We start from the raw sequence: 24,180 nt of genomic DNA on the forward strand, positions 1-24,180 counted from the left end.
CAAAAAAATGAGAGGTGAAATTCCTTTATCAGCAGATGCTGCCAACCACGGTCAATGACCCCGTTTTATCATGCTTAGATGTTCGGTTCTAACTTGAGGTTAAACTCCTTCAACATCTCGAACGCCGCCGGATCCTTCGGCACCGGCAACTGGTTGGCCTTGAGGACCGCCGCCTTGCCGGAACGACAAACTGCCGGGTCACCCTGACCGTTGTCCACCGAGATGACGAAACCACTACTGGCCAACTTGACACCAATGGTACAGGTTTTGCCCCGCATGGTGGGATCCAAAATCATGTAACGCTCGACGGTCGCCTTGATGAGTGCCGCATACTTGTCGACCTCACCCTTGGCAGCAGCAGACGCAGCCTGACTGCGCGCATTGGCTTCCGCCGCCAATTGCTGCTCCATCATGGCTTCCATCTCTTTTTGCAACTTGGCCTCCTCGGCCGCCTTGCGCTTGCGCTCCGCCTCTATCTTGGCCTTCTTCTCGGCCTCGGCCTTCGCCTTCTTCTCTGCGTCAGCTTTTGCCTTCTTGGCCGCCTCTTCCTTGGCCTTCTTCTCGGCCTCGGCCTTGGCTTTCTTCTCGGCTTCCGCCTTCGCTTTTTTCTCCGCTTCGGCCTTGGCCTTCTTCTCGGCTTCCGCCTTCTTGGCCTTGGCTTCTTCCGCCTTGGCCTTCTCTTCGGCCTGCTTTTTCTCCAGCTCTTTCTTTTTCTTCAGCGCCAGCGCCTTGGCCTCTTCCGCCGCCTTGCGATCGGCTTCGGCCTTCTTGGTCTTCTGCTCTTCGAGCTTGCGGGCTTCCTCGGCCTTCTGGGCCTTCTCTTCCGCCTGCTTCTGTTCAGCGACCTTCTTCTGTTTTTCGGTCTCGGCCTTGCGGGTCGCCTCTTCGGCTTCCTTGCGCTTGGTCTCGGCGATGCGCAGACGCTCCTGCTCCTGAGCCAGCTCACGCCGGGCCTGATCGGCGTCTTCCTTGTCCTTCTCCTTCTGCTGCTGGACAGCCTTGGGCTGTGCCTGCTTCTGCTGCTGGATTTGCTGCATCTGCTGTTCCAGCATTTCGCTGTCCATCATGACCGCATTGACGATCTGCCCCTTGGACTCGGGGCGCTTGGGCTTGCTGAAGTCGATGCCGACCAGCAGGATGATCCCGATGATCAGATGCAGCAGTAGCGACGCGACGAGATAACCGGAAATACCACGCTTCACATCCATCTCCGTCAGTTCACCGGATCCGTCATCAGACCAACCTGAGGCACGCCAGCATTCTTGAGGGCCACCATCAACAGGATCACCTCTTCGTAGCGTACGGACTTGTCACCGGCCACCACCACGGGGGCGTTCTGGTTGATGGCCAGATAACCCATGGCTTTCTCGGTGATGTATTGCTGCATCGCCTCGGGCGTCCCGCTCGGCACCGGCTCATCATCCGCCTCACCGGCCTTGATGACGTACTCCCCCTCGGTGTTCACGCTGACGATGAAGGGAGGCTTGGCATCCTCCGGCAACTGCTCGGACTCCGCCTGGGGCAGATCTACCTTGACCCCTTGCGTGATCACCGGCGTCACCGCCATGAAGATGATGAGCAGCACCAGCATGACGTCGATATAGGGCACCACGTTGATTTCGGCGACCTTCTTGCGCTTGAGCCGCTGATAGGTTTGCATTACTTCTCACCCTGCTGTGCGATTTGGCGGTTCAGTATGGTGGTGAACTCGTCCATGAAGTTGGCGTAGGCGTTTTCCAGCCGTTCGACCTTGTTGGTGAAGCGGTTGTAGAAGATGACGGCCGGGATGGCGGCGAACAGACCCATGGCGGTGGCGATCAGCGCCTCCGCGATGCCGGGGGCCACCATCTGCAGGGTCGCCTGCTGCACCTGACCCAGGGCGATAAAGGCGTTCATGATCCCCCAGACGGTACCGAACAGGCCGATGTAGGGGCTGATGGAGCCGATGGTCGCCAGTACCGGCAGGTTGGACTCCAGATCGTCCACCGCGCGGGACAGGGAGACGCGCATGGCACGATAGGTGCCGTCCATCACCGCATCCTGGCCACGGGCACCGGCCTTGAGCAGGCGGGCATACTCCTTGAAGCCGGAATAGAAGATGTCTTCCATGCCTTCGATGTCGTCACGACGGGAGGAGGACTCCTGGTAGAGACGGTTGAGGTCGACACCGGACCAGAATCTGTCTTCAAACTGTTCCGAAGAGAGATTCGCCGCCTTGATGACCTTGGAACGCTGGATGATCAGCGCCCAGGAGACGACCGACATGCCCATCAGGGTCATCATGACCAGTTTCACCAGCAGACTGGCTTGCCAGAACAGGCCAATAAACGAAATTTCAGCGTGCACTTAACAGCACTCCCTTGATTTTTTCAGGTATAGCAACAGGTTTCATTTGCGGATGGCTGACACAGGCTATCTGTACCATGGCCTGGGTGATCAGCCGTCCATCAGCCGCCAGGATCTGCTGTGAAAAACGCATGGAGGCGCGTTTCACTTCAGTCACTTGCGTCATTACGGTCAGCAGTTCGTTGAAGCGGGCTGCGGCGCGAAAGTCGATCTCGGTGCGACTCACTACGAAGGCGATCCCCTCCTGCAGCAGGACATCCTGTTCGATGCCGCCGGCGCGCAGGAACTCGGTGCGGGCCCGTTCCATAAACTTGAGATAGTTGGCGTTGTAGACGATGCCTCCGGCGTCCGTGTCTTCGTAGTAGACACGTACCGGAAACTCAGAGACTTCCCCCATAAAAATCTGTGATCCATTCGACAGTCAGATGGGGGGCTATCATAGCGCAGGGCTGAATAGGAAAGAAGCAGGGGGAGACAGGGAAATCCCATCTCCCCCCGTTTTTTATGGCAGGAAATAACCCGTTCCCGAACAGACTCCGCCGAACGTACCAGACGGGCTGAAGCCGGGCTCAGAGCGCCGCCCCCGAGGGGACGAAAAACAGGGGGAGGCAGCGAAACGCTGGCCTCCCCCTCTGCATTCATGGCAGGTAATAGCTGCTGGTCAGCCAGAGCCCGAACAACAGGCTCGGCAGGGCTAGCCAGGGGAAGAACAGCACGCGACCGATGAGGCTGCGCGGATGGAACCCCAGGCCGTGCATGACCCCGCAGCAGACCGCCCACATCAGCCAGGGAGCGAGCCAGAGACCGTGATCACTGGTGTTCGCCGCGACCAGGTTCGGTGCCTGCAAAATGGAGACGGCCAACAGGGTCGCCGCCAGCAGCATCAGACCCTGCCATGGCTGGCGCTCCAGGGGAGCGGCCAGCCGGGCGAGCCTGTCACTTGTCTTCATCTATCTGACGATCCAGGTTCTCGGTATGCTCCAGCCAGAGCGCATTGATGATGCCAAATGCACAGGCCAGCAGCAGCCCCAGGATCCAGGTGAAATACCACATACTCAGGGCCCCTTCTTAGTAGAGCGATTGTTGGTTGTCTTCGATGTGCTTGTTACTCACCCGGCCAAACATCTTGATGTAGGTCCAGATGGTGTAAGCCAGCACGGTCGGTACGAAGACGACTGCGACTACCGTCATCACCTTGAGGGTGTTGAAGGAGGCGGTGGAATCCCACATGGTCAGGCTCTGGGACGGCTCCAGGCTCGAGGGCATCACGAACGGGAACATGGAGAAGCCCGCGGTCAGGATGATGCCGGCAATGGCCAGGGAGGAGAACAGGAACGCCACCCAGCCCTTGTCCAGCTTGGCCGCTACCGAGGTCAGCAGGCACATCACCAGACCCAGCACGGGAGCGGCGATCATCCAGGGATGGAGGTTGTAGTTCTGCATCCAGGCACCGGACTGCACCACGACTTCTTTATGAAGCGGGTTGGTGACGGCGTCGGTGGCGACGGAGCCCACAATCACATAGCCATCCATGCCGCTCACCCAGACGCCGGCCAGGGCGAACAGCACCAGGGTCAGCAGGGAGAAGATCATGGCGGCGGTGCGGGAACGGGCCAGCACTTCACCCTCGGTCTTCATCATCAGCCAGGTCGCGCCCTGGGTGATGATCATGAAGAGGCTCACCAGGCCGGCCAGCAGGCCGAACGGATTGAGCAGGCCGAAGAAGTTGCCGTGATAGGTCATCATCAGGAACTGGTTGAAGCTGAACGGTACACCCTGCAGCAGGTTGCCGAACGCCACGCCGAAGATGACGGGAGGAATGGCGCTACCGGCAAACAAAGCCCAGTCCCAGTTGGAGCGCCACTTGGCGTCTTCCTGCAGGGAGCGGTACTTGAAGCCGACCGGACGGAAGAACAGCGCCATCAGGGTCAGGATCATGGCGATGTAGAAGCCGGAGAAAGCCGCCGCATAGACCATGGGCCAGGCCGCGAACAGGGCGCCGCCGGCGGTTACCAGCCAGACCTGGTTGCCTTCCCAGTGGGGCCCCATGGTGTTGAGCATCACACGACGCTCCACATCCTTCTTGCCGACGAAGGGGAGCAGGGCGCCCACCCCCATATCGAAACCGTCGGTGATGGCAAACCCGATCAGCAGCACGCCGACCAGCACCCACCAGACCAGACGCAACATTTCGTAATCAAACATGGGTCACTCTCCTTATGCCTTGCTCTGTTCGAAGTGGTACTTGCCCGTCTTCAGGCTGCTTGGGCCCAGGCGCGCATACTTGAACATCAGGTACATCTCGATGATCAGCAGTACGGTATAGAACAGGAAGATCCCGATCAGAGAGAACCAGATCTCGGACGCAGGAATGTTGGATGCGGAGACATAAGTCGGCAGCATCTCGGCGATGGTCCAGGGTTGACGACCATATTCAGCGACAAACCAGCCCGCCTCGATGGCGATCCAGGGCAGCGGGATGCCGTACAGCAGCGCCTTGAGCAGCCACTTGCGCTCGCCGATCTTGTGGCGGGTGCTGTCATAGAAGGCCAGACCGATCAGCACCAGCATCAGGATGCCGCAGGCGACCATGATACGGAAGGCGAAGAACAGCGGCAGTACCTGCGGGATGGAGTCATCCACGGCGGCCTTGATCTGCTCGTCGGTGGCGTCGGTCACGTTCGGGGTGTAACGCTTGAGCAGCAGACCGTAGCCCAGATCCTGCTTCACTTCGTCGAAGCGGGCACGGGTATCCTCGGACTTGTCACCGGATTGCAGCTTGGTCAGCAGGTCGTAGGCGGTCATGCCGTTGCGCACGCGCAGCTCGTGCTCGCTCTTGAGATCCTTGAGACCGGTCACCTGACCGTCCAGGGAACGGGTGGCGATGATGCCGAGGGCATAGGGGATCTTGATGGCGTAGTCAGTGCGCATCTCCTCCTGGTTCGGGATGCCGAACAGGGTGAAGGAGGCCGGGGCCGGCTCGGTGTTCCATTCGGCCTCGATGGCCGCCAGTTTCACCTTCTGCACTTCCCCTGTCTCGTAACCGGACTCGTCACCCAGCACCAGCACGGAGAGGATGGAGGCCATGCCGAACGCGGCCGCGATGGCGAAGGAGCGACGGGCGAAGGCCACATCACGATTCTTCAGCAGGTAGTAGGAGGAGATACCCAGCACGAACATGGCGCCAGTGGTATAGCCTGCCGCCACGGTGTGGACGAACTTCACCTGGGCAACTGGGTTGAACACCAGATCGGCGAAGCTCACCATCTCCATGCGCATGGATTCGAAGTTGAACTCGGCACCCACCGGGTTCTGCATCCAGCCGTTGGCGACCAGGATCCAGAGGGCGGAGAGGTTGGTCCCGAGGGCCATCAGCCAGGTGGCCGCCAGGTGCTGGCGCTTGCTGAGGCGATCCCAACCGAAGAAGAACATACCGACGAAGGTGGATTCCAGGAAGAAGGCCATCAAGCCTTCGATGGCCAGCGGGGCCCCGAAGATGTCGCCGACATAGTGGGAGTAGTAGGCCCAGTTGGTACCGAACTGAAACTCCATGGTGAGGCCGGTGGTGACCCCGAGGGCAAAGTTGATACCGAACAACTTGCCCCAGAACTTGGTCATGTCCCGGTACACTGTGTTGTTGGTCATCACATAGACAGACTCCATGATCGCCAGGAGGAAGGCCATCCCCAGCGTCAAGGGTACAAACAGGAAGTGATAAAGGGCCGTCGCAGCAAATTGGAACCGCGATAGGTCTACCACATGCTCAGCAATCATGATGTTTCCTCACCGATTATTGGCACGGCTATTTTAAGTTTTAAGGACAAAGCTTCCATTGGAAGTCCCCGAATGGTCGGCCACCCCTCGGCGGACTGACCGGATTCGACTGCCACCACATTAACAACAAGGCAATATACAAGAACAAAAAAAGCTAATGTTTAACATCTGGTAAACAATAACTATGGTTCTATTCCCGCCTATAATGATCGCTGTTTTATATCACCTTTATTTGATTGAAATCAATGTAAAACCACCGCCAATACATGCTTTTTCGGGGCAACTTTCCGGTCCGTTTTCAATAATTGTGGGAGCTTCATCACAAAAAACACCAAGACATAAACAATTGATTTAAATCAATTTTATGGCTCACCAAAATAGTTTAAATTCTGTTAAACAAATAAAAACCGTCATAAACAACACTCTCATTATTCCACTATTTAAAAATTGACAGCACGCCGCATAAAACCAATTTAAAACCAGCAAAAACACATGTTTATGCGACTTGCCCCCGCCCGACAAACCATTACTTTATCTAATCCAAAGCCCATAGATTTTCTTGTTTGTCCCACTCCGAAAGAGCTCCTACAATGCGCCTCGCAGTGAGGGCATACCTCTGGATACAGGCCGGTCATTCCGGGTTCCCGGTACGTATTCGATGAACATTTCGAACCTGTTTGTTGGGATTAATGATGAAAAAGTTTGTTGCCAAGACCATCCGTTACTACAAGCTTTCTTTCGTTCAACTCTATCAAATGAACCGACTCTGAGGCCTCGCGACGGCTCCTTTGTTTTTTCCCGACCGGTCTGCAGACGCACTCACTGTCTGTGAACATCCATCCTGAATTGTCTTTGCCCACCGCATCCGCCGTGGGCTTTTTTTTGCCCGCATAACAAAAAACCGCCTCGAGGGCGGTTTTTTGTTCATCTCACTGCCATTACGGCTCTGCCGGTCGTTCCAGGCCGAAGTGCGCATAGGCACGCTGGGTTGCGATCCGCCCTCTGGGTGTACGTTGCAGATAGCCCTGCTGGATCAGATAAGGCTCCAGCACGTCCTCGATGGTGTCCTTCTCCTCGCCAATGGCGGCGGCCAGGTTGTCGAGGCCCACCGGCCCCCCCATAAACTTGTCGATGACGGCCAACAATAGCTTGCGGTCCATGAAGTCGAAGCCTTCATTGTCCACGTCCAGCATGTCCATGGCACGAGCCGCAATGGGTCCATCAATCCGGCCATCGGATTTCACCTGAGCGAAATCCCGCACCCGTCTTAACAAACGGTTAGCAATTCGCGGTGTCCCCCGGGAGCGGCGCGCCACCTCCAGCGCACCGTCACTCGACATGTCCAGGCCGAGGCAGCGGGCACTGCGGGAGACGATGTCGGTGAGGTCCTTGACGTTGTAGAACTCCAGGCGCTGGACGATGCCGAAACGATCCCGCAGCGGGCTGGTGAGGGAGCCGGCCCGGGTGGTGGCCCCAATCAGGGTGAAGGGGGGCAGGTCGAGCTTGATGGAACGGGCGGCGGGGCCCTCCCCTATCATGATGTCGAGCTGGTAATCCTCCATCGCTGGGTAGAGCACCTCTTCCACCACCGGGCTCAGGCGGTGGATCTCGTCGATGAAGAGCACATCGTTCGGCTCCAGGTTGGTGAGCAGGGCCGCGAGATCGCCGGCCTTCTCCAGCACCGGGCCCGAGGTGGTCTTGATGTTGACCCCCATCTCGTTGGCGACGATGTTCGCCAGCGTGGTCTTGCCGAGCCCGGGTGGCCCGAAGATCAGCAGGTGGTCGAGCGCTTCCCCCCGCTGGCGGGCCGCCTCGATGAAGATCTCCATCTGGTCGCAGACGTGATCCTGCCCGGTGTAATCCGCCAGCTTCCGGGGCCGGATGGCCCTGTCGATGATCTCGTCCTCACGGGCGGCGCCCGCCGAGATGAGGCGATCCGCTTCAATCATGGGTTACCTCACACCAGGCTACGCAGGGATTCACGAATGATATCCTCCACCGACATGCCATCGACCGCTACCTTGCTGACGATCTGGCTGGCCTGCTGTGGCTTGTAGCCCAGCGCCACCAGGGCGCTGGCTGCCTCTTCGCTCGCGTCGGGGGCGCGCAGCGCGCTCTCCTTGGCAGGCAGGGAGATCTCGGCCGGGGAGAAGAGATCGTGGCTGACCCAGCCCTTGAGGCGGTCTTTCATCTCCACGACCAGGCGCTCGGCCGTCTTCTTGCCCACCCCGGGCAACTTGACCAGGGAGCTTATCTCCTCGCGCTCGACACTCATCACGAACTGGGTGGCCGTCATGCCGGAGAGGATCGCCAGCGCCAGCTTGGGGCCGACCCCGTTGGTCTTGATCAGCTCGCGAAACAACGCCCGCTCCTGCTTGTGATTGAAGCCGTACAGCAACTGGGCATCCTCACGCACCACGAAGTGGGTGTGGATCACCGCTTCCTTCCCGAGTTCGGGCAAATCATAGAAGCAGCTCATGGGCATGTGCACCTCGTACCCCAGGCCCCCCACCTCGATCAGGACCTCTGGGGGTTGCTTCTCGATGATGACGCCTCTCAAGCGACCGATCATGTTCTCTTCCTCGCCACGCAGACTCTCGCAAATTGGGTCATAGCATAAAGAATAACTGGATAAGTATCCAGCATAGGCCCACGGAGCTCACGAGGATGGCTTGCTCTCCCTGCACGGCCGGCACCATCCCGGGACAGGAGGCAGCCTGCCACTTTATTTTCCATCGGAAATGGCGCATTTGGGCCATTGAACAAACACTAAATTGGTCTTGTTCGGAACCAATCAGGGTCTTGCATCATGAAAATCGTCACCGTATCGAATCTCGGACTCACCATCCTGCTGGGCTGCACCCTGGGGATGGGGGCGATTGGCTGGTATGGCAGCCAACGGCTGGCCAACCTGCTCTCCTACGTCCTGGGTGCCGCCTGGCAAACTGCCGACGGCGCCATGGAGGGCTCCATCGAGCTCGGCAACCAGTCCCTCTATATCCAGAAAATGCTCACGGGCACGCCCCTTGACGAGCACGAGCTGCAACGGGCAAGAGGGGCCGCCACCGACGCCTTGCGCCGGGTGGAGGAAGGCAGGCTCATCGATGCTGCGGCAGTCAGCGCGCTGAGCCAGCATGAACAGGCCTATCAGCAACAGCAGGCACAACTGCTGGATCTTTACCACGCCTTCACCGGGATAGATGAGGCAATGCGCGCCAGCTCGGAGCGCATGTCGCGCCTCTCGACCCAGCTGGAGGTGATAGGCGACGAGGCCGTCGAGAGCCTCACCCTGTCACCGGATCAGGCCATCAGCTGGAACGGCGGTCTCGCGACCCGCTGGCAGGCGGCCGATGGCGGCATGGAAGCCAACATCGGCTTCTTGCGTCAGCTCTATGCGCTGGAAAAGATGCAGAGCGAAGGCCCCACCCCCGCCATCCAGGCCGAACTGGCACAGGCCACCCGCTTTTATCAGGAGGCGGTTGACGGCATGCTGGCAACCGGCCTGTTCGATGTGCCCGGTGACGGAGAGTTCGCCGGCCAGTCGCTATCCGCTCAATATCGCGCCCTGCAGACCGACAATGCCCGCCTGATCCGCGAGTGGATCTCCGCCCTGGCTGCATACCAGGCACAGTTGGCCCGTTACGAGCGCAGTGCCGACCAGCTCAGGCTGGCACTGGTCGAGATCGAGGCCAAAGGGGACGCCACCGTCGAGGATCAGGTTGGCCAGCTCAATGCCATCATCGGCTACACCAGGGACCTGATCCTGGGGGGCCTGCTGCTGAGCCTGCTGATCGTCACCTGCTGCGGTTTCTGGCTGGTCCGCGCCATTGTTCGTCCGCTGTTGCAGCTCGACCAGCGCATGCGGGATATCGCCGCAGGGGACGGAGACCTCAATGCCCGCCTCCACCTCCAGCGAGACGATGAACTGGGCTCGCTGGCAGGCAGCGTGGATCGCTTCATCGAGAAGCTCCAAAGGATGATCAGTGCCACCATGGACAACAACCAGCATATCAACCAGCACGTGCACACCTCGGTCAACCGGGTCCAGGCCATCAGCCAGAGCAGCCGCCAGACCGCCGAGCATGCCCAGGCGCTGCACCTCGACAGCGAGCGCATGGTGCAGGTCGCCACCACCATCTCGGACAACTGCAGCCTGGCCGCACAACATGCCAACGAGGTGCGGCAACTGACCACGAAGAGCAGCCATTATGTGACCTCCACCAGTGCCGGCATGCAACGGGTAGTGGTGGAAGTGGGCGAGTGCGCCGGCGCCATCAACGCCCTCAAGGAGCAGGCGAGCCAGATTGGCCAGATCATCTCCAGCATCAGCAGCATTTCGGAGCAGACCAACCTGCTGGCCCTCAACGCCGCCATCGAAGCGGCACGGGCCGGTGAGATGGGGCGCGGTTTTGCCGTGGTCGCCGACGAGGTACGCACCCTGGCCAATCGTACCGCCACCTCCAGCGCCGAGATAACCGGCGTGATCAACAGCATCCAGCAGCAGACCGAGCAGGCCTATCTGATGATGCAGCGCAACCTGGCAACCGTGGAGTCTGGCATGGCGGATTCTGACAACACCAGGCAGATCCTGTTCAAGGTAGAAGAGGCCATCGACCAGCTCGCCGACATGGTACAGCAGGTGGCGGACGCCACCTGCCAGCTCTCCCGGACCCTGGGCCACACCACAGACAAGGTCTCGGACATCAGCCTGCAGGCCCAGACCGGCGAGCAGGAGGCCCAGGAGTGCCTGCAACTGGCCTCCTCCCTCCATCAGGCCAGCCAACAGCAGCAGCGACTGTTGTCGCAATTCCGGGTCTAGCGCGGGCGGGCCCCCCGCTTCTCCCGCGGCGCAAATTTAGCCCTTGGGCCAGGGGGCTCGGCCTGTTAAAATTCCGCACTTGAAAATTTTCCAGGGCCAAGCCGCCCGAACTAGCGAAGGTCTACCGCGATGCGCACCAGCCAATATCTGCTTTCCACTCTCAAGGAAACTCCCTCCGACGCAGAGGTCATCAGCCACCAGCTGATGCTGCGCGCCGGCATGATCCGTAAACTCGCCTCCGGCATGTACGCCTGGCTGCCGACCGGTCTGCGGGTACTGAAGAAGATCGAGAACATTGTTCGCGAAGAGATGAACAATGCGGGTGCCATCGAGGTCTCCATGCCGGTGGTGCAACCGGCCGAGCTGTGGCAGGAGTCCGGCCGCTGGGACGACTACGGTCCCGAGCTGTGCCGCCTGACCGACCGTCACAACCGCCCCTTCGTGCTGGGCCCGACCCACGAAGAGGTGATCACCGCCCTGATCCGTTACGAGGTGAACAGCTACAAGCAGCTGCCGCTCAACCTCTACCAGATCCAGACCAAGTTCCGTGACGAAGTGCGCCCCCGTTTCGGCGTGATGCGCGGCCGCGAGTTCCTGATGAAGGATGCCTACTCCTTCCACATCGACAAGGAATCTCTGGTCGATACCTACGAGAAGATGCACGCCGCCTACTGCGCCGCCTTCACCCGCATGGGTCTGAACTTCCGTCCGGTGCAGGCCGATACCGGCTCCATCGGGGGTACCGGTTCCCACGAATTCCAGGTGCTGGCCGAGAGCGGTGAAGACTTGATCGCCTTCTCTGACAGCTCAGATTACGCCGCCAACATCGAGATGGCCGAAGCCCTGGCACCGGCTGGCGAGCGCGCTGCCGCCACTGCCGCCCTGACCAAGGTAGCCACCCCGGCCGTCCACACCATCGATGAAGTGGCCGCCTTCCTGGCCGTGGCGCCGACCGCCATCGCCAAGACCCTGCTGGTACTGGCAGAGGAAGATGAGCACGGCAAACAGGCGGTCATCGCCCTGGTGCTGCGTGGCGATCACGAGCTGAACGAAATCAAGGCCGAGAAGCTGCCGGGGGTCGCCAACCCGCTGACCTTCGCCAATGACGAGCAGATCAAGGCTGCCGCTGGCTGTGACGCCGGCTCCATCGGCCCGGTCGGCTTTACCGGTCGCATCATCGTCGATCGCAGCGCCGCCCACCTGGCGGACTTCGTCTGCGGCGCCAACGAGACCGGCTTCCACCTGACCGGTGCGAACTGGGATCGCGACATTGCGGCCTATGAAGTGGCCGACCTGCGCAACGTGGTGGAAGGCGACCCGAGCCCCTGCGGCCAGGGCACCCTGCTGCTCAAGCGCGGCATCGAAGTGGGCCATATCTTCCAGCTGGGTACCAAGTACTCCGAAGCCATGAAGGCGAGCGTGCTGAACGAGGGTGGCAAGTCCGTCACCATGGAGATGGGTTGCTACGGTATCGGTGTTTCCCGTCTGGTGGCCGCGGCCATCGAGCAGAACAACGACCAGTACGGCATCATCTGGCCGGACGCCATCGCCCCGTTCGAAGTGGCCATCGTGCCGATGAACATGCACAAGTCCGAGCGCGTGGCCGAGCAGGCACAGCAGTTCTACGCCGAGCTGAAAGCCGCCGGCGTGGACGTGCTGTTTGACGATCGCAAGGAGCGTCCGGGCGTGATGTTCGCCGACATGGAGCTGATCGGTGTGCCCCACGCCATCGTCATCGGTGACCGGGGTCTCGACAACGGCGTGGTGGAGTACAAGTGCCGCCGCTCCGGCGAGAAGCAGGAAGTGGCCATCGGCGAGATCGTGGCCCTGCTCAAAGGCAAGCTGGGTCGTTGATTCAGCTCTCCCCCCGATACAAAAAAAGCGCGCCATCTGGCGCGCTTTTTGTTTTCTGCCGCAAGGCGGCGACAGCCGGGCTGTGGCTAGTTGCGACCGATGAAGAGATCGGTCACATGGCAACTGCTCCTCGCCTCCAGGGCGTCGAGCATGTAGGCCGCCGCGTCCTCCGGGGTCATGAAGTTGCTCGGATCCACGTGATCCGAGTTGTCCCAGAATTCGCTGCGGATCCCGCTCGGATAGAGGTTCACCAGCCGCAGGGGAGAGCCCTTGAGCTCGGCCCGCAGGGACTCCAGAAAGCCGCGCATCCCCCATTTGGAGGCGCAATAGAGGCTCTCGTTTGCCTTGCCCGTCTGGGCCGCCGAGGAGAGCACATTGGCCAGCACACCGCCCTTGTCGCCGATGAGGCGTACGGTCTGCTGGGCCACCAGTATGGTGGAGACGAGGTTGCTCTCCACCACACGGCGGATCTGCTCGGCGGTATAAACGCCCACCGGCCCGAACTCGCCGACCCCGGCGCAATGCAGCACCAGATCGGGCAGGCCGCCCCATTCCACCGCCGCCGCGAAGGCGACGTCCACCTCTTCGTGATGCGCGAGATCGGCGGCGATGCCGACCACGGCGCTCCCGAGGAGCTGTTCCTGCTCCTGCAGCTTCTGGTAGCGGCGACCCATCATGGAGACGCGATGACCACGCTCAACCAGTCCGATTGTCAACGCACGTCCGAGTCCGGACCCCGCGCCAGTCACTATGATGTGGCCCATGTGCGCTCCTCAAACGGGATCAGAAGGTGAATTCACCACCGATGAACCAGCCATCGATGTTCTGATCGACACGGTCGAAGTCCATCTCGGCCTCACGCCAGCCGGCGCGGATCTTGAGCGGCACGGAAGAGAACTTGTAGGAGCCGCCCAGACGGTAGTCATAGTTGTCCGCATCTTCCACGCGCATGTCGCCGAAGGCGGCGAAGCCGGTCCCCGGGATGCGCACTTCAGCGCCGGTGTAGGCCATCAGCACGTCCTTGTCATAGGAGTAGTGCTGGGTGTTGAAATCGCCGTCGTAACGACGACCGGTCAGACCCAGATCGATCTGGAACAGGTCGTTGTTGAACAGGCGATAGTAGAGGCTCAGGTCATAGGCCAGCAGATCGTTGTTGAAGCGGCCGCCGCTGGTACTGAAGTCGGACATCTCGAACTTGGCGTTGGGTAGCAGCAGAATGCCGTGCTCCAGCTGCAGGTAGCCGCTCCAGTTGTAGTTGTCGTCATAGCCGCCGTCGGCACCGACACCGTTGATCTGGCCGCTGCCCTTGGCGTTCCACAGATCGGCGCCAGCGGCAATCCGCCAGTCATCGGCGGCGGTGGCGGCGTGGCTGAACAGGGCCAGTACACAACCGGCAATCAAGGTCTTCTTCATCATAAGGCTCCATCATGGACTGGAAAGGCCATCATTTTACCCAGTCGGCAAGGAATACCTAGAGCAAAAAGCTGAACAAGCGTCCATTCATGTCAGTGTTGCATGCCTTTTGCCGGTTCCACCGGCTTCACCGGCAGGTTCAGGGTCAGGGTTTGACCATCATCCAGGGTCAGGACCAGCGGGAACGGAGTCCCCTGGGAGAGATCCCGCACCTCGAACAGCATGACGTGCAGGCTGCCGGGTTTGAGGACGGCTTCCCCCCGGGCCGGGATCTCGATGCTCTCCACCTGGCGCATCTTCATCACCCCGTTCTCGTGCAGGTGGGTGTGCAGCTCGGCACGGCCCGCCTCGGGGGAGGCCACCGTCACCAGCTTCACCGGTTTGTCCGCGTCGTTTTTGAGCACCATGAAGGCCGCCGTGTTGGGTGAGCCCGGGGGCAACAGGCGCACATAGCCGTCGACGGCCTCGACCTTGGCCAGGGCCGGTGCGGCCAGCAGCAGGGCCAGGCTGGAGTAAAACGCACGTTTGAACATGGTTGAAATCCTTTTATGATGTGGTGAACCGAAGCGAGCTTACCCCTGTGGCGAGCCGTTGGCAGCCCCCCATGACAAGGATTCAGACATGGCCCTCACAATTCTGGCCGAACAGCAGGATGGCTTGCTCATCCTGACCCTCAACCGGCCGGACAAGCGCAATGCCCTCAACACCGAGATGTACCAGGCCCTCGCCGACACCCTGCGTCAGGCGGCCCAGGACGAAAACATCCATGTTCTGCTGCTGCAGGGGCAGCCGGACTGCTTCACCGCCGGCAACGATCTCGCCGATTTCATGGGAAAAGAGACCCTGGAGGCCGACGACCCCATCTTGCAGTTCCTCCACACCCTGGCCGACTTCCCCAAGCCCGTGGTCGCCGCCGTGGGCGGGGCTGCGGTGGGCATAGGCACCACCCTGCTGCTGCACTGCGATCTCGTCTACCTGGGGGAGAATGCCCGGTTGCAACTGCCCTTCGTCGAGCTGGGGCTGGTGCCGGAGTTTGCCTCCAGCCTGCTGCTGCCACGCACCGTGGGCCACCTGAAGGCGTCCGAACTGCTGTTGCTGGCCGACCACATGGATGCACATGAGGCTCTGCGCCTCGGGCTCGCCAACCGGGTGCTGGCGGTGGACGCCCTGCTCCCCTTTGCCCGGGAGCAGGCTCTGAGGCTGGCTGCCAAGCCGCCGAAGGCGCTGCAAAAGAGCAAGGCACTGCTCAAGCAGGAGCTCAGGCAGGCGGTGCACTTCGTCATCGATGTGGAGGCGCGCGCCTTCTCCCTTGCCCTGCAGGGGGAAGAGGCGCAGGGCCGCATTGCCGCCAGGCTCGGGCGCAAGGGCTAGCCGCCCGCCCCCCGGCGGTCAGTTGAGACGAAACCGTCCGATCAGTTCGCAGCCCTGCACCTTGTCCTGCACCTGGATGAGCCTGGCGATCTCGGGGTTGGGGTGACGCTTCAGGAAGGAGAGCAGGGCGGCGCGGCAGCAGCCCAGCTCGCTGATGAGGGATTCGCACGCCCGGTTGGGGCACTGGGGCACCAGGGCGGTGACCAGCTCGGAGGCGAGCTTGAGGTAGCGCAGCTCATAGGCTGGCTCGTCCATGGCGCGCCAGAAGTCGGCCATGCGGTGACAGGTGGCGACCCGCATGCTGGCCAGCTCGTCCAGATCCCCTTTCGTCAGTTCATACACCTCCCCCAGGGCCTGCTGATAGAGGCAGATGGCCGTGCCAAGTGCCCCCATGCCCAGGGCATTCTCTGCCTCCAGCATGTAACGTTGCCAGTGTTGATTCGCCATCTTCCTCTCCTCTGCCGACACGAGTGGAACCTGTATCATGGCCAATCGAGAATAAATATCAACCAGACCCTTTGTGCAGGATCCCTCAATCCGCCGCTCTGGGCTGATTGACGCGACACTGTTTGCCGGGATAACCGGGCAGGTCGCCAGCCAGGGAGCCGCAGGCCAGGCGCTTGGCCTCGGCGAGGCGATCCGGCAGGGTGACGACATTGACCGGCTGCCACCCCATCTGCCGGCCGAGCCAGCTGGCCCAGGCGAACTCGACGAAATAGACCTGCTCCCCCTTGCTGAAGTAGCCCGCGTCCTGCAACAGGCCCGCCAGGGTACGATAGGGGTAGTCCGGCAGATCCCCGATGTGGCGGGGCAGCTGCTCCGGGGTCAGGGGCTGGCCCCGTTCATCCTTGAGCCAGGCCCAGTGGTTGTTCTGCATCTGGCTCCAGAAGTTGGCCCTGTCCTGCAGCCGGGCGATGACCTTGACCCTGGCCTGCTTCACCCCCCGTTGCCACAGCGCCTTGGTCAGATGGTGTCTGTCCACCAGCCAGTAGCCGCCATCGGGGGCTATCACGATGGGGATCTCTTTCTTTTTCATCAACTTGTCGAGCTGCTTCTCGCTCTTGTCCGCCAGCTCCTGGGCCGTGGTGTCCACCTGCAGCTGGCCCACGCCGCCCTGGGTCGGATGCAGCTGGTCGATGTTCACCTCGCACCAGCTGCCCACCGGGCTCTCCTTCTCGCACGGGGCCAGTGCCCAGGCTCCCTGGCTCAATACCCAGGCCAACAAAATCCATGCTCTCATCGCTCTCTCCTCTGATCCGCGCTCAGGCGGGCGCACCTTGACCACAGCACCGGATATCATGGGACTCATGCTAGCGGTCAGACCAGCAAAGGGGATATCATGATTTCCCGTCTGTCGGCGATGCATTCTCGCCGAGTTTTCTCCTCGCTTCACACAATTTGAAGGATTCGCCATGAAAGGATGGAGCCCCTTGCTGGCCCTGCTGGGCTGTGCCTGCGTCCAGGCCGCCGATGTCCCGGCCGGCACCCAGCTCGCCGCCGAACAGGCCGTCGTGCGTCACCTCAAGGACGAGCCCGCCAGTCTGAGCCCCCTCAAGCTGGTCGGCCTGCCCGAGCTGCAGGTGCTCAGGGATCTCTACGAGGGGCTGCTGACCCAGGGGCCGGACGGCAAGGTGCAGCCCGGCGTGGCCGAGCGTTGGGAGAACAAGGAGAACCGGGAGTTCACATTCCACCTGCGCCCGGATGCGCGCTGGTCCAACGGCGACCCGGTCAGGGCTGCCGACTTCGTCTACGGCTGGCGCAAGCTGGTCGATCCGAAAGAGGCCGCCACCTTCGCCTGGTTCGCCCAGCTGGCCCACTTCGACAAGGTGGACGAGATAGTCGCGGGCAAGCTGGCCCCCGACGCGCTCGGCGTCGAGGCCGTGGATGACCATACCCTGAGAGTGAGGCTCTCCCAGCCGGTGCCCTACTTCCTGAGCCTGCTGACCCACCCCAGCCTGTCCCCGCTGCACCGTGCCAGCATGGAGCAGTACGGCAGCCAGTGGACCCAGCCCGGCAAGCTGGTGGGCAACGGCGCCTTCGTGCTGAGCCACCGGGTGGTGAACGAGAAGCTGGAGCTGACCCCGAACCCCTACTACTGGGATCGCGCCCATACGGTGTTGACCCGCGTCACCTTCGTGCCCATCAACCAGGAGAGCGCCGCCGCCCACCGCTACCTCGCCGGGGATCTGCACATCACCGAATCCTTCCCCAAGGAGCAGTACGAGAAGCTGATGCAGCAGATCCCGGGTGAGGTCTATACCCCGGAGCAGCTCGGCACCTACTACTACGCCTTCAATACCCTGCGCCCTCCCCTCGACGATGTGCGGGTACGCAAGGCGCTCTCCTACACCATCGATCGGGGCCTCATCGCCGACAAGGTGCTGGGAACCGGCGAGAAGCCGGCCTATCACTTCACCCCTGACGTGACCGCCGGCTTCGAGCCCAAACCCAACCTGCTCTCCACCAGCAGCCAGCAGGCGCTCGACGACCAGGCCAGGGCCCTGCTCAAGGAGGCCGGCTACGGCCCGGACAAGCCCCTCAAGCTGACCCTCCTCTACAACACGGCGGAGATCCACAAGAAGATGGCGCTGGCCATCGCCAACCTGTGGAAGCAGAAGCTGGGAGCCAGGGTCGAGCTCACCAACCAGGAGTGGAAGAGCTACCTCGACAGCCGCCAGAGCGGTCAGTTCGAGGTGATCCGCTCCTCCTGGGTGGCCGATTACAACGATCCGTCCGCCTTCCTCGGCCTGTGGGGCTCCGGCCACAGCGGCAACATGGCCCGCTTCGCCAACCCCGGCTACGACGCCCTGCTGACCAGAGCCGCCGCCAGCCAGCACCCCGAAGAGCGGGCCCGCCTGTTCGACGAGGCCGAAGCCATACTGCAGGAAGAGGCGCCCATCGCCCCCATCTACCAGTACACCAACGCCCGGCTGATCAAACCCTGGCTCAAGGGATACCCCATCAACAATCCGGAAGACGTGGCCTACAGCCGCCAGCTCTACCTCGTCAAGCACTGAGCCTGAGGGGCCGGCCAGGCCGGCCCCCACGGGACTTTTCCAATCCGGCTTACCGACATAAAATGCCGACTCTTTTCCTCCCCAACCCGTTGAATCGTCTTCCTATGCGCGCTCTGCTCCTGATCACCCTCTTTGCCGTCCTCCCCGCCAAGGCCGCCAGTGAAACCGAGTGCCAGCAGGCCTTCCTCGAGTGGATGCTGGATCAGCAGAAGCAGTTCAGCGATCGCAAGGCCAGCAAGATGGAGCGGCGCAACGCCGAGCGGGCCATCGATCAGGCGCGCGAAGCCTTCGCCAAACAGGAGAGCTTCTGCCAGGCCATGGCCTGGGTAGCTGACGAGCAGGGGGAAGATCCCCGCTTCAAACCGAGATCCGGGGAGATCCACGACTTCGTCCCCCGCGGCTGACCCGCCTCTCACAGGCCGCGGTCTACTACTTTTTTCAGTCTTTTCCCCTGCCGATTTCTTGACCCAAGCCAAGGTGGTGTCATCACCCGCATCTACAATTGCCTCGTAACACTCACAACAATAAAAAAACAAATTTATCAGTTACTTGGCTCATTCAGGATGCGCACATGACCACAACCCGGCAAGAAGGGGAGATCCGTTTCCCCGACCACATCTCCTTGATTTCGACCACGGACCCCGCCAGCCACATCACCTACGCCAACCAGCATTTCTGCGACGTGGCCGGTTACAGCGCCGCCGAGATGGAGGGGGAGCCTCACAACCTGGTCCGCCACCCCGACATGCCCAAGGCGGCCTTCGCCGACATGTGGCGCCGCCTGCAACAGGGCAAGAGCTGGATGGGGCTGGTGAAGAACCGCGCCAAGAACGGCCAGTTCTACTGGGTCAATGCCTATGTCACCCCCATCCTCAACGAGCGTCAGCAGATCATCGAATACCAGTCGGTCCGTACCCGACCGAGCGATCACGACATCGCCTGGGCAGAGCAGCTCTATGCCCGGATCCGAAGCGGCCAGGCGCTGCCCTGGATCAGCCGGTTCAGGCTCGAGCCGGGGCAGCTCACCCTGCTGCTGTGCGCGGCGGCCCTGACCGGTCTGGGGCTCTCCCTGACGACGGGACAACCCCTCTGGGGCGGGCTCACCCTGCTCTGCCTCCTGGGCCAGATGGGGCATGGCTGGCACCAGCAACGGCGGCTGGCACGGTTGCTGGCCCAGGCTGGGGAGGAGCTGGGTACCCCACTGTGCCAGGTGCTCTACGCCAGACGACAGGACAGTCTGGGAGCCCTCGAGCTGCTGCTGCGCATGAAGAAGGCCGAGCTCAGGGCGGTGGTCGGGCGCAGCGCCGACACCAACCAGCAGATCCTGCAGGCGGCGGAGGACGACAGGGGACACATCCAGACCATAGACACCCATCTGCAGCAGCAGCGGGCCCAGAGCGAGCAGCTGGCGGCGGCCGTCACCCAGATGAGCCAGTCCATCCGCGACGTGGCCAACAACGCCCATCAGGCCAATGCGCTGGTGAGCGAGGTGCAACAGGTGTCAGAGAGCGGCAAGCAGGCGATCGCGACCACAAGGGCCTCGGTTAACCGGCTGCATCAGGAGCTGGATGCCAGCCAGGACGTGCTGGCCCGCCTGACCCAGGACAGCCAGAAGATCAGCGGCATCCTGGAGGTCATCGGGCAGATAGCGGATCAGACCAACCTGCTCTCCCTCAACGCGGCCATCGAGGCGGCCCGGGCCGGCGAGCAGGGGCGCGGCTTCGCGGTAGTGGCCGACGAGATCCGGGCCCTGGCCCAGAAGACCCGCAGCTCCACCGGCGAGATCAGCGAGATGATAGGAGCGCTGCAGCAAAGCACCCGACAGCTGTCCGACGGCATGGCCCAGGGGGCGCAGACCTCGGTGCTCTGTCAGCAACACATGGGGACCACCGCCGGGGTGCTCGATCAGATCAACCAGATGCTGACCCGGGTGACCCACACCAGCGACGAGATCGCCCAGGCGGTCAGCCAGCAGGCGGATGTCACCCTCACCCTGGATCAGGGGATACAGGAGATCCACCAGCTGGCGAGCCACACCGCAGACAACAGCAGGCAGGCGCTGGACGGCATCACCCTGCTGGTGGAGCGGCTGCAGAACCTCTCCCGCCTGATCAAGCAGTTCCACAACTGAACCTTCCGGGGCGCGTCCACCGGCGCGCCCCTCTCCCCCCCTCTCTTCCTAGCTTCCCTTGCTCCCCCCATATGGGGCTGCTCATTGATTTGCAACAAATATGTAAATTGAATGACTCCTCCGGCCGTCATAACAGTCACTTTCCTGCGTATCTCAACCAAAAGGACTTCATGATGCACAAGCCACCCCCTGCCAGTCGCACAGGCCGAGGTGACCCTGCAGTTTGCCGCCAGCCGCCAGCAACAGCTGGATCAGCGCGGCCGCTACCAGTTGCAGCTGGCCGAGCTCGAGCAGCAGCTGGCGGCCAGCCGGGGCAACATGGACGAGGCGAGCTGGCAGCAGCACAGGGAGGCGGTGCTCGGCCAGTTCCGGCGCGACTTCTTCGCCCATGACACCGCCACACCAACGCAATGAAAAAAGGGCCCTGACGGGCCCTTCGTATTTCCCCGGCCATCAGGCCAGCGGGTAGCTCGCCGCCAGCCCGTTCTCGCAATGCCAGTTCGCCCACAGCTTGTCGTCGCTGCCCATCAGCAGGGTGGCGAAGTTGCGAGTGCGCAGGTAAAGGGGGGCGCCAAAGGGCTTGAGCAACTCGGCACGGATCAGCCGGTTCTCGTCGAGGTACTCCGGATCGTCGTTGGTCATGGCCAGGATCCCCATCCACTGGAACTGGGTGGGACAGGGGTGGACGATGCCGGAGGAGACCAGCTGGTGCACATTGACCACCCCCTCCCGCTTGTCCTGGATGACGCCGAGGCACCCCACGTGCACGTCGCCCGAGAGGATCAGGGTCTTGCAGCCAGGCTCCTTCTGGCGCCGCTGCCTGGCGTTGTCCAGCAACCGCATGATGAGCCGGGCCCGCTCCCCCTGATGGTCCTTGGCCCGCCAGTGATCCTTGAGATCGTCGGTCAGCTCCTCCTCCCAGGGGGTGGCATCCAGCGCCGCCTCGGTGAAGGAGAAGTCGCGATAGACCACGGGCACCCCCGCCATCACCAGCAGGTGCCCAGAGTCGCAGGCTGCCAGCGCGGCGTTGATCTGATCCCACTGGGACGGGCTCATCACCCGGGTCAGGGTGCGGTTGGCCCGGTTGTCCAGCGCCAGGATCTGGTAACCCCGAAAACCGAGCCGCCAGGAGTGGTGATTCAGCGCCTTGTCCAGCAGCGCTCCGTTGGCCTCGCTGCGCAGCTGGAACAGCCGGAAGTACTTGGTGGCGGCGGCATAGATGGCCTGATAGACCTCGCAGCGCTGCAGATCCTCGGGGTAGCTGCCCCAGCCATCGAAGATGTCGTGATCGTCCCACATCATGGCGCTCGGCACCCGGGCCAGCATGAAGGCGACCTCGGGGCGGCTCCACTGCTTGCAATAGAGCTCGCAATAGAAGCGGTCGAGCTGCTCCACCATGGTCCGGGTCGCCTTGCGTTTGACCTTCTCCTCCCGGTCCAGCTCGTTCCAGGCCTTGAGGGTCGGCACGCTCGTCCAGAGGGAGTCCGCATAGACCTGATCTCCCCCCATCAGCAGCAGGGAGAAGGGATGGGCCTTGTGCTCCGCAGCCAGCTTGTCCCACATGGCGTAGGGGGCCGGGGTGGAGGTGAGCAGCTTGAAGTCGGAGAAGCCGTTGCAGGAGGCGTAGCCTATCCGCACCTGCTCCTTCTTGCCCGGCAGATGGAACTGCCACTTGTCGTATCCTGCCTGATCGTGCGCCGGCTTGTTGTCCAGCAGGATCTCGTAGTCGACGGGGGTGCCGGCCTTGCTCTTGGGGCTGGCCTGCCAGATCAGCCGCCAGAAGCCCCCTTTCGGGGTGTCCGCCTGTTTGCTGGCGGCCAGCAGCTCGCCGTTGATCCGCACGCCGGCACTCTGGCAGCCGGGCTCCGTCATAAAGCAGACGCTGTAGGCGGTCTCTGCTTCGAGCCCGAGCAAGGGCCCCATTACCAGACGGGTCATTCGTCATCCCTCCATGGTGAAACCAAGGAGCATAGCGAAGCGACCGTGATTTGATAGTGACCAGGTGGGCAAACAGAGAGGGTCTGGATTGGCCCCGACCCTCTCACTGTGTGGTACTGCGACAAACCGGCCTGTCACGCCGGCCATGGCAGGGACGCTACGCCTTGCCCTTGAACTGCTTGATGCTGCGCTTGCCCTGGGTGCGACGGTTCGCCTGCTTGTCGCGGGGGGCGCGCTTGCCCTCGGCGCTCGCGGGCTTGTCGGTCACCGGGAAACCGTCGAGCGCCGCCAGCGACAGCTCGCGCCCGGTGAGGGTGCGGATGGCCTCGAGCGCCTCGCCATCCCCATGACAGGTGAGGGAGATGGCGAGCCCGCTGCGCCCGGCCCGGGCGGTACGACCGATGCGGTGCACGTAGACGGGGGCATGGGCGGGCAGGTCCAGGTTGATCACCACGGGAAGGGCCTCCACGTGGATGCCGCGCGCCATCAGATCCGTGGCCACCAGCACCCGCACCCTGCCCGCCTTGAAGTCATTGAGCGCCTGCTCCCGCGCCCCCTGATCCTTCTCCCCGTGCAGGGCCGCCACCGCGATGCCCGCCTTCGCGAGCTTCTTCGCCACCCCGTCTGCATCGTCCCTGGCGCTGATGAAGACCAGCACCTGGGGCCAGGCCTGCGCGCTGAGCAAGGCGATAAGCGCCGGCACCTTGCTGCTCTTGTTGACCAGATAAAGCCGCTCCTCGATCTCGCTCACCAGGCTGTTGAGCGGGTCGGCCTCGATGCGGACCGGATCCCGCAGCAGGCCCATGGCCAGACTCTCCAGCTCGGTGGGCAGGGTGGCAGAGAAGAGCAGGTGCTGGCGCGCCTCGGGCATCCCGTGCATCAGCCACTGGATATCGGGCCAGAACCCCATCTCCAGCAGGCGATCCGCCTCGTCCAGCACCAGGGTGCGCAGCCCGGCCAGGGTCAGCACTTCCTGGTTCACCAGATCCCGCAGCCTGCCCGGTGTCGCCACCAGGAGCTGTACCCCCTGCGCCAGCTCGGCCACCTGCAGCTCCTGGGCGACTCCGCCACACAGGGTCACGAGGCGAAGCCCCAGCCCGGCGGCCAGCCCCCGCAGGGCGTCGCTCACCTGGCTTGCCAGCTCCCGGGTCGGCACCAGCACCAGCCCCTGCACCTCTGCCAGGGCGGGATCCAGCCGCTGCAGCAGCGGCAGGCCGAACGCCAGGGTCTTGCCGCTGCCGGTGCGGGCCAGGGCCAGCAGATCCCGGCCTGCGAGGGCACCAGGAATGGCCAGCTGCTGGATGGGAGTGGGGTTTTGCAGACCCGCAGGCAACAGGGCCAGCAGGGCGGGATCGAGGGGAAGTTCGCTAAAGGTCATGGGGCTACGCAGACAGGATGAGGGAAGAGATGGGGGCGAAGTCTAGCCAGACCCGCCCCAGAAGTAAAAGAGTCGGGCAGACGGCAAAGAAAAACGGCCTGCCCCTTGCATCGGGGCAGGCCGTCGGCCATCAGCGCTG

General features: G+C 62.2%; 23 protein-coding genes and 1 pseudogene. 7 read left to right on the plus strand and 17 right to left on the minus strand.

Going from position 1 to position 24,180, the window contains the following annotated elements; translation table 11 throughout:
• Positions 1–74: 74 nt before the first annotated feature.
• The 10 genes from tolA to ruvA all read right to left on the minus strand — a co-directional run bounded on the left by tolA (position 75) and on the right by ruvA (position 8,692).
• Complete coding sequence (tolA, locus tag I6L45_RS02905; protein WP_043155714.1) at positions 75–1,208, minus strand: cell envelope integrity protein TolA; 1,134 nt, start codon at positions 1,206–1,208, stop codon at positions 75–77.
• A 5-nt stretch (positions 1,209–1,213) separates the two neighbouring features.
• Positions 1,214–1,660 carry a protein TolR gene (gene tolR, locus I6L45_RS02910; protein WP_043155715.1) on the minus strand — a complete coding sequence of 149 codons (447 nt, stop codon included), beginning with the start codon at positions 1,658–1,660 and terminating at the stop codon, positions 1,214–1,216.
• A complete protein-coding gene (gene tolQ, locus I6L45_RS02915) occupies positions 1,660–2,346 on the minus strand; it encodes a protein TolQ (RefSeq protein ID WP_043155716.1) in 687 nt (228 codons plus the stop codon). The genes tolR and tolQ overlap by 1 nt, the downstream gene beginning before the upstream one ends.
• The gene (ybgC, locus tag I6L45_RS02920) at positions 2,336–2,743 is read right to left on the minus strand and encodes a tol-pal system-associated acyl-CoA thioesterase (protein WP_043155718.1); all 408 of its coding nucleotides are present in this window, start codon (positions 2,741–2,743) and stop codon (positions 2,336–2,338) included. The genes tolQ and ybgC overlap by 11 nt, the downstream gene beginning before the upstream one ends.
• Before the next feature lie 241 nt (positions 2,744–2,984).
• Positions 2,985–3,296 (minus strand): cyd operon YbgE family protein, encoded by a 312-nt coding sequence (locus tag I6L45_RS02925; RefSeq protein WP_254204365.1) that lies wholly within the window; start codon positions 3,294–3,296, stop codon positions 2,985–2,987.
• The gene (gene cydX / locus I6L45_RS02930; RefSeq protein ID WP_005331536.1) at positions 3,283–3,399 is read right to left on the minus strand and encodes a cytochrome bd-I oxidase subunit CydX; all 117 of its coding nucleotides are present in this window, start codon (positions 3,397–3,399) and stop codon (positions 3,283–3,285) included. Before cydX ends, I6L45_RS02925 begins: the two co-directional genes overlap by 14 nt.
• Before the next feature lie 15 nt (positions 3,400–3,414).
• Positions 3,415–4,551 (minus strand): cytochrome d ubiquinol oxidase subunit II, encoded by a 1,137-nt coding sequence (gene cydB / locus I6L45_RS02935; protein ID WP_043155722.1) that lies wholly within the window; start codon positions 4,549–4,551, stop codon positions 3,415–3,417.
• Positions 4,552–4,563: 12 nt separating this feature from the next.
• A complete protein-coding gene (gene cydA, locus I6L45_RS02940) occupies positions 4,564–6,120 on the minus strand; it encodes a cytochrome ubiquinol oxidase subunit I (protein WP_043155723.1) in 1,557 nt (518 codons plus the stop codon).
• A 938-nt stretch (positions 6,121–7,058) separates the two neighbouring features.
• Entirely contained in the window at positions 7,059–8,069 is a 1,011-nt protein-coding gene (gene ruvB / locus I6L45_RS02945; protein ID WP_043757924.1) for a Holliday junction branch migration DNA helicase RuvB, read from the minus strand.
• Positions 8,070–8,077: 8 nt separating this feature from the next.
• A complete protein-coding gene (ruvA, locus tag I6L45_RS02950) occupies positions 8,078–8,692 on the minus strand; it encodes a Holliday junction branch migration protein RuvA (RefSeq protein ID WP_043757922.1) in 615 nt (204 codons plus the stop codon).
• A gap of 237 nt (positions 8,693–8,929) precedes the next feature.
• On the opposite strand from ruvA, the gene I6L45_RS02955 reads away from it, so the two are divergent.
• A complete protein-coding gene (locus I6L45_RS02955) occupies positions 8,930–10,939 on the plus strand; it encodes a methyl-accepting chemotaxis protein (protein WP_216983406.1) in 2,010 nt (669 codons plus the stop codon).
• Between the two features lie 129 nt (positions 10,940–11,068).
• Positions 11,069–12,793: a proline--tRNA ligase gene (locus I6L45_RS02960; protein ID WP_216983407.1), complete on the plus strand. Its 1,725-nt coding sequence runs from the start codon at positions 11,069–11,071 to the stop codon at positions 12,791–12,793.
• Positions 12,794–12,879: 86 nt separating this feature from the next.
• On the opposite strand, the gene I6L45_RS02965 is transcribed toward I6L45_RS02960, so the two are convergent.
• The 3 genes from I6L45_RS02965 to I6L45_RS02975 all read right to left on the minus strand — a co-directional run bounded on the left by I6L45_RS02965 (position 12,880) and on the right by I6L45_RS02975 (position 14,739).
• Entirely contained in the window at positions 12,880–13,557 is a 678-nt protein-coding gene (locus I6L45_RS02965; protein WP_210547798.1) for an SDR family oxidoreductase, read from the minus strand.
• 19 nt (positions 13,558–13,576) lie between these two features.
• A complete protein-coding gene (locus tag I6L45_RS02970; protein WP_216983408.1) occupies positions 13,577–14,206 on the minus strand; it encodes a TIGR04219 family outer membrane beta-barrel protein in 630 nt (209 codons plus the stop codon).
• Positions 14,207–14,298: 92 nt separating this feature from the next.
• A complete protein-coding gene (locus I6L45_RS02975; protein ID WP_216983409.1) occupies positions 14,299–14,739 on the minus strand; it encodes a copper chaperone PCu(A)C in 441 nt (146 codons plus the stop codon).
• A gap of 88 nt (positions 14,740–14,827) precedes the next feature.
• On the opposite strand from I6L45_RS02975, the gene I6L45_RS02980 reads away from it, so the two are divergent.
• Complete coding sequence (locus I6L45_RS02980; protein WP_216983410.1) at positions 14,828–15,577, plus strand: enoyl-CoA hydratase-related protein; 750 nt, start codon at positions 14,828–14,830, stop codon at positions 15,575–15,577.
• An 18-nt stretch (positions 15,578–15,595) separates the two neighbouring features.
• Here I6L45_RS02980 and I6L45_RS02985 read toward each other — a convergent pair whose 3' ends face one another.
• Entirely contained in the window at positions 15,596–16,024 is a 429-nt protein-coding gene (locus I6L45_RS02985) for a DUF2753 family protein (protein ID WP_043757906.1), read from the minus strand.
• An 85-nt stretch (positions 16,025–16,109) separates the two neighbouring features.
• Positions 16,110–16,817, minus strand: coding sequence for a ParB-like protein (locus tag I6L45_RS02990; RefSeq protein WP_216983411.1), 708 nt, complete (start codon positions 16,815–16,817; stop codon positions 16,110–16,112).
• Positions 16,818–16,989: 172 nt separating this feature from the next.
• On the opposite strand from I6L45_RS02990, the gene I6L45_RS02995 reads away from it, so the two are divergent.
• The 4 genes and pseudogenes from I6L45_RS02995 to I6L45_RS03010 form a co-directional block, all read left to right on the plus strand.
• Positions 16,990–18,594, plus strand: coding sequence for an ABC transporter substrate-binding protein (locus I6L45_RS02995; RefSeq protein WP_216983412.1), 1,605 nt, complete (start codon positions 16,990–16,992; stop codon positions 18,592–18,594).
• A gap of 104 nt (positions 18,595–18,698) precedes the next feature.
• Positions 18,699–18,998 carry a hypothetical protein gene (locus I6L45_RS03000; protein ID WP_134697047.1) on the plus strand — a complete coding sequence of 100 codons (300 nt, stop codon included), beginning with the start codon at positions 18,699–18,701 and terminating at the stop codon, positions 18,996–18,998.
• Between the two features lie 167 nt (positions 18,999–19,165).
• Positions 19,166–20,725: a PAS domain-containing methyl-accepting chemotaxis protein gene (locus I6L45_RS03005; RefSeq protein WP_216983413.1), complete on the plus strand. Its 1,560-nt coding sequence runs from the start codon at positions 19,166–19,168 to the stop codon at positions 20,723–20,725.
• A gap of 189 nt (positions 20,726–20,914) precedes the next feature.
• Positions 20,915–21,139 (plus strand): annotated as a pseudogene (locus I6L45_RS03010) (hypothetical protein); the annotation flags it as partial.
• 39 nt (positions 21,140–21,178) lie between these two features.
• On the opposite strand, the gene I6L45_RS03015 reads toward I6L45_RS03010, so the two are convergent.
• Positions 21,179–22,663 carry an alkaline phosphatase D family protein gene (locus I6L45_RS03015; RefSeq protein WP_216983414.1) on the minus strand — a complete coding sequence of 495 codons (1,485 nt, stop codon included), beginning with the start codon at positions 22,661–22,663 and terminating at the stop codon, positions 21,179–21,181.
• A gap of 157 nt (positions 22,664–22,820) precedes the next feature.
• Positions 22,821–24,041 carry a DEAD/DEAH box helicase gene (locus I6L45_RS03020; protein WP_216983415.1) on the minus strand — a complete coding sequence of 407 codons (1,221 nt, stop codon included), beginning with the start codon at positions 24,039–24,041 and terminating at the stop codon, positions 22,821–22,823.
• Between the last annotated feature and the right edge of the window lie 139 nt (positions 24,042–24,180).

The organism is Aeromonas sp. FDAARGOS 1415 (genome assembly GCF_019048365.1).
GTDB lineage: Bacteria > Pseudomonadota > Gammaproteobacteria > Enterobacterales > Aeromonadaceae > Aeromonas > Aeromonas taiwanensis.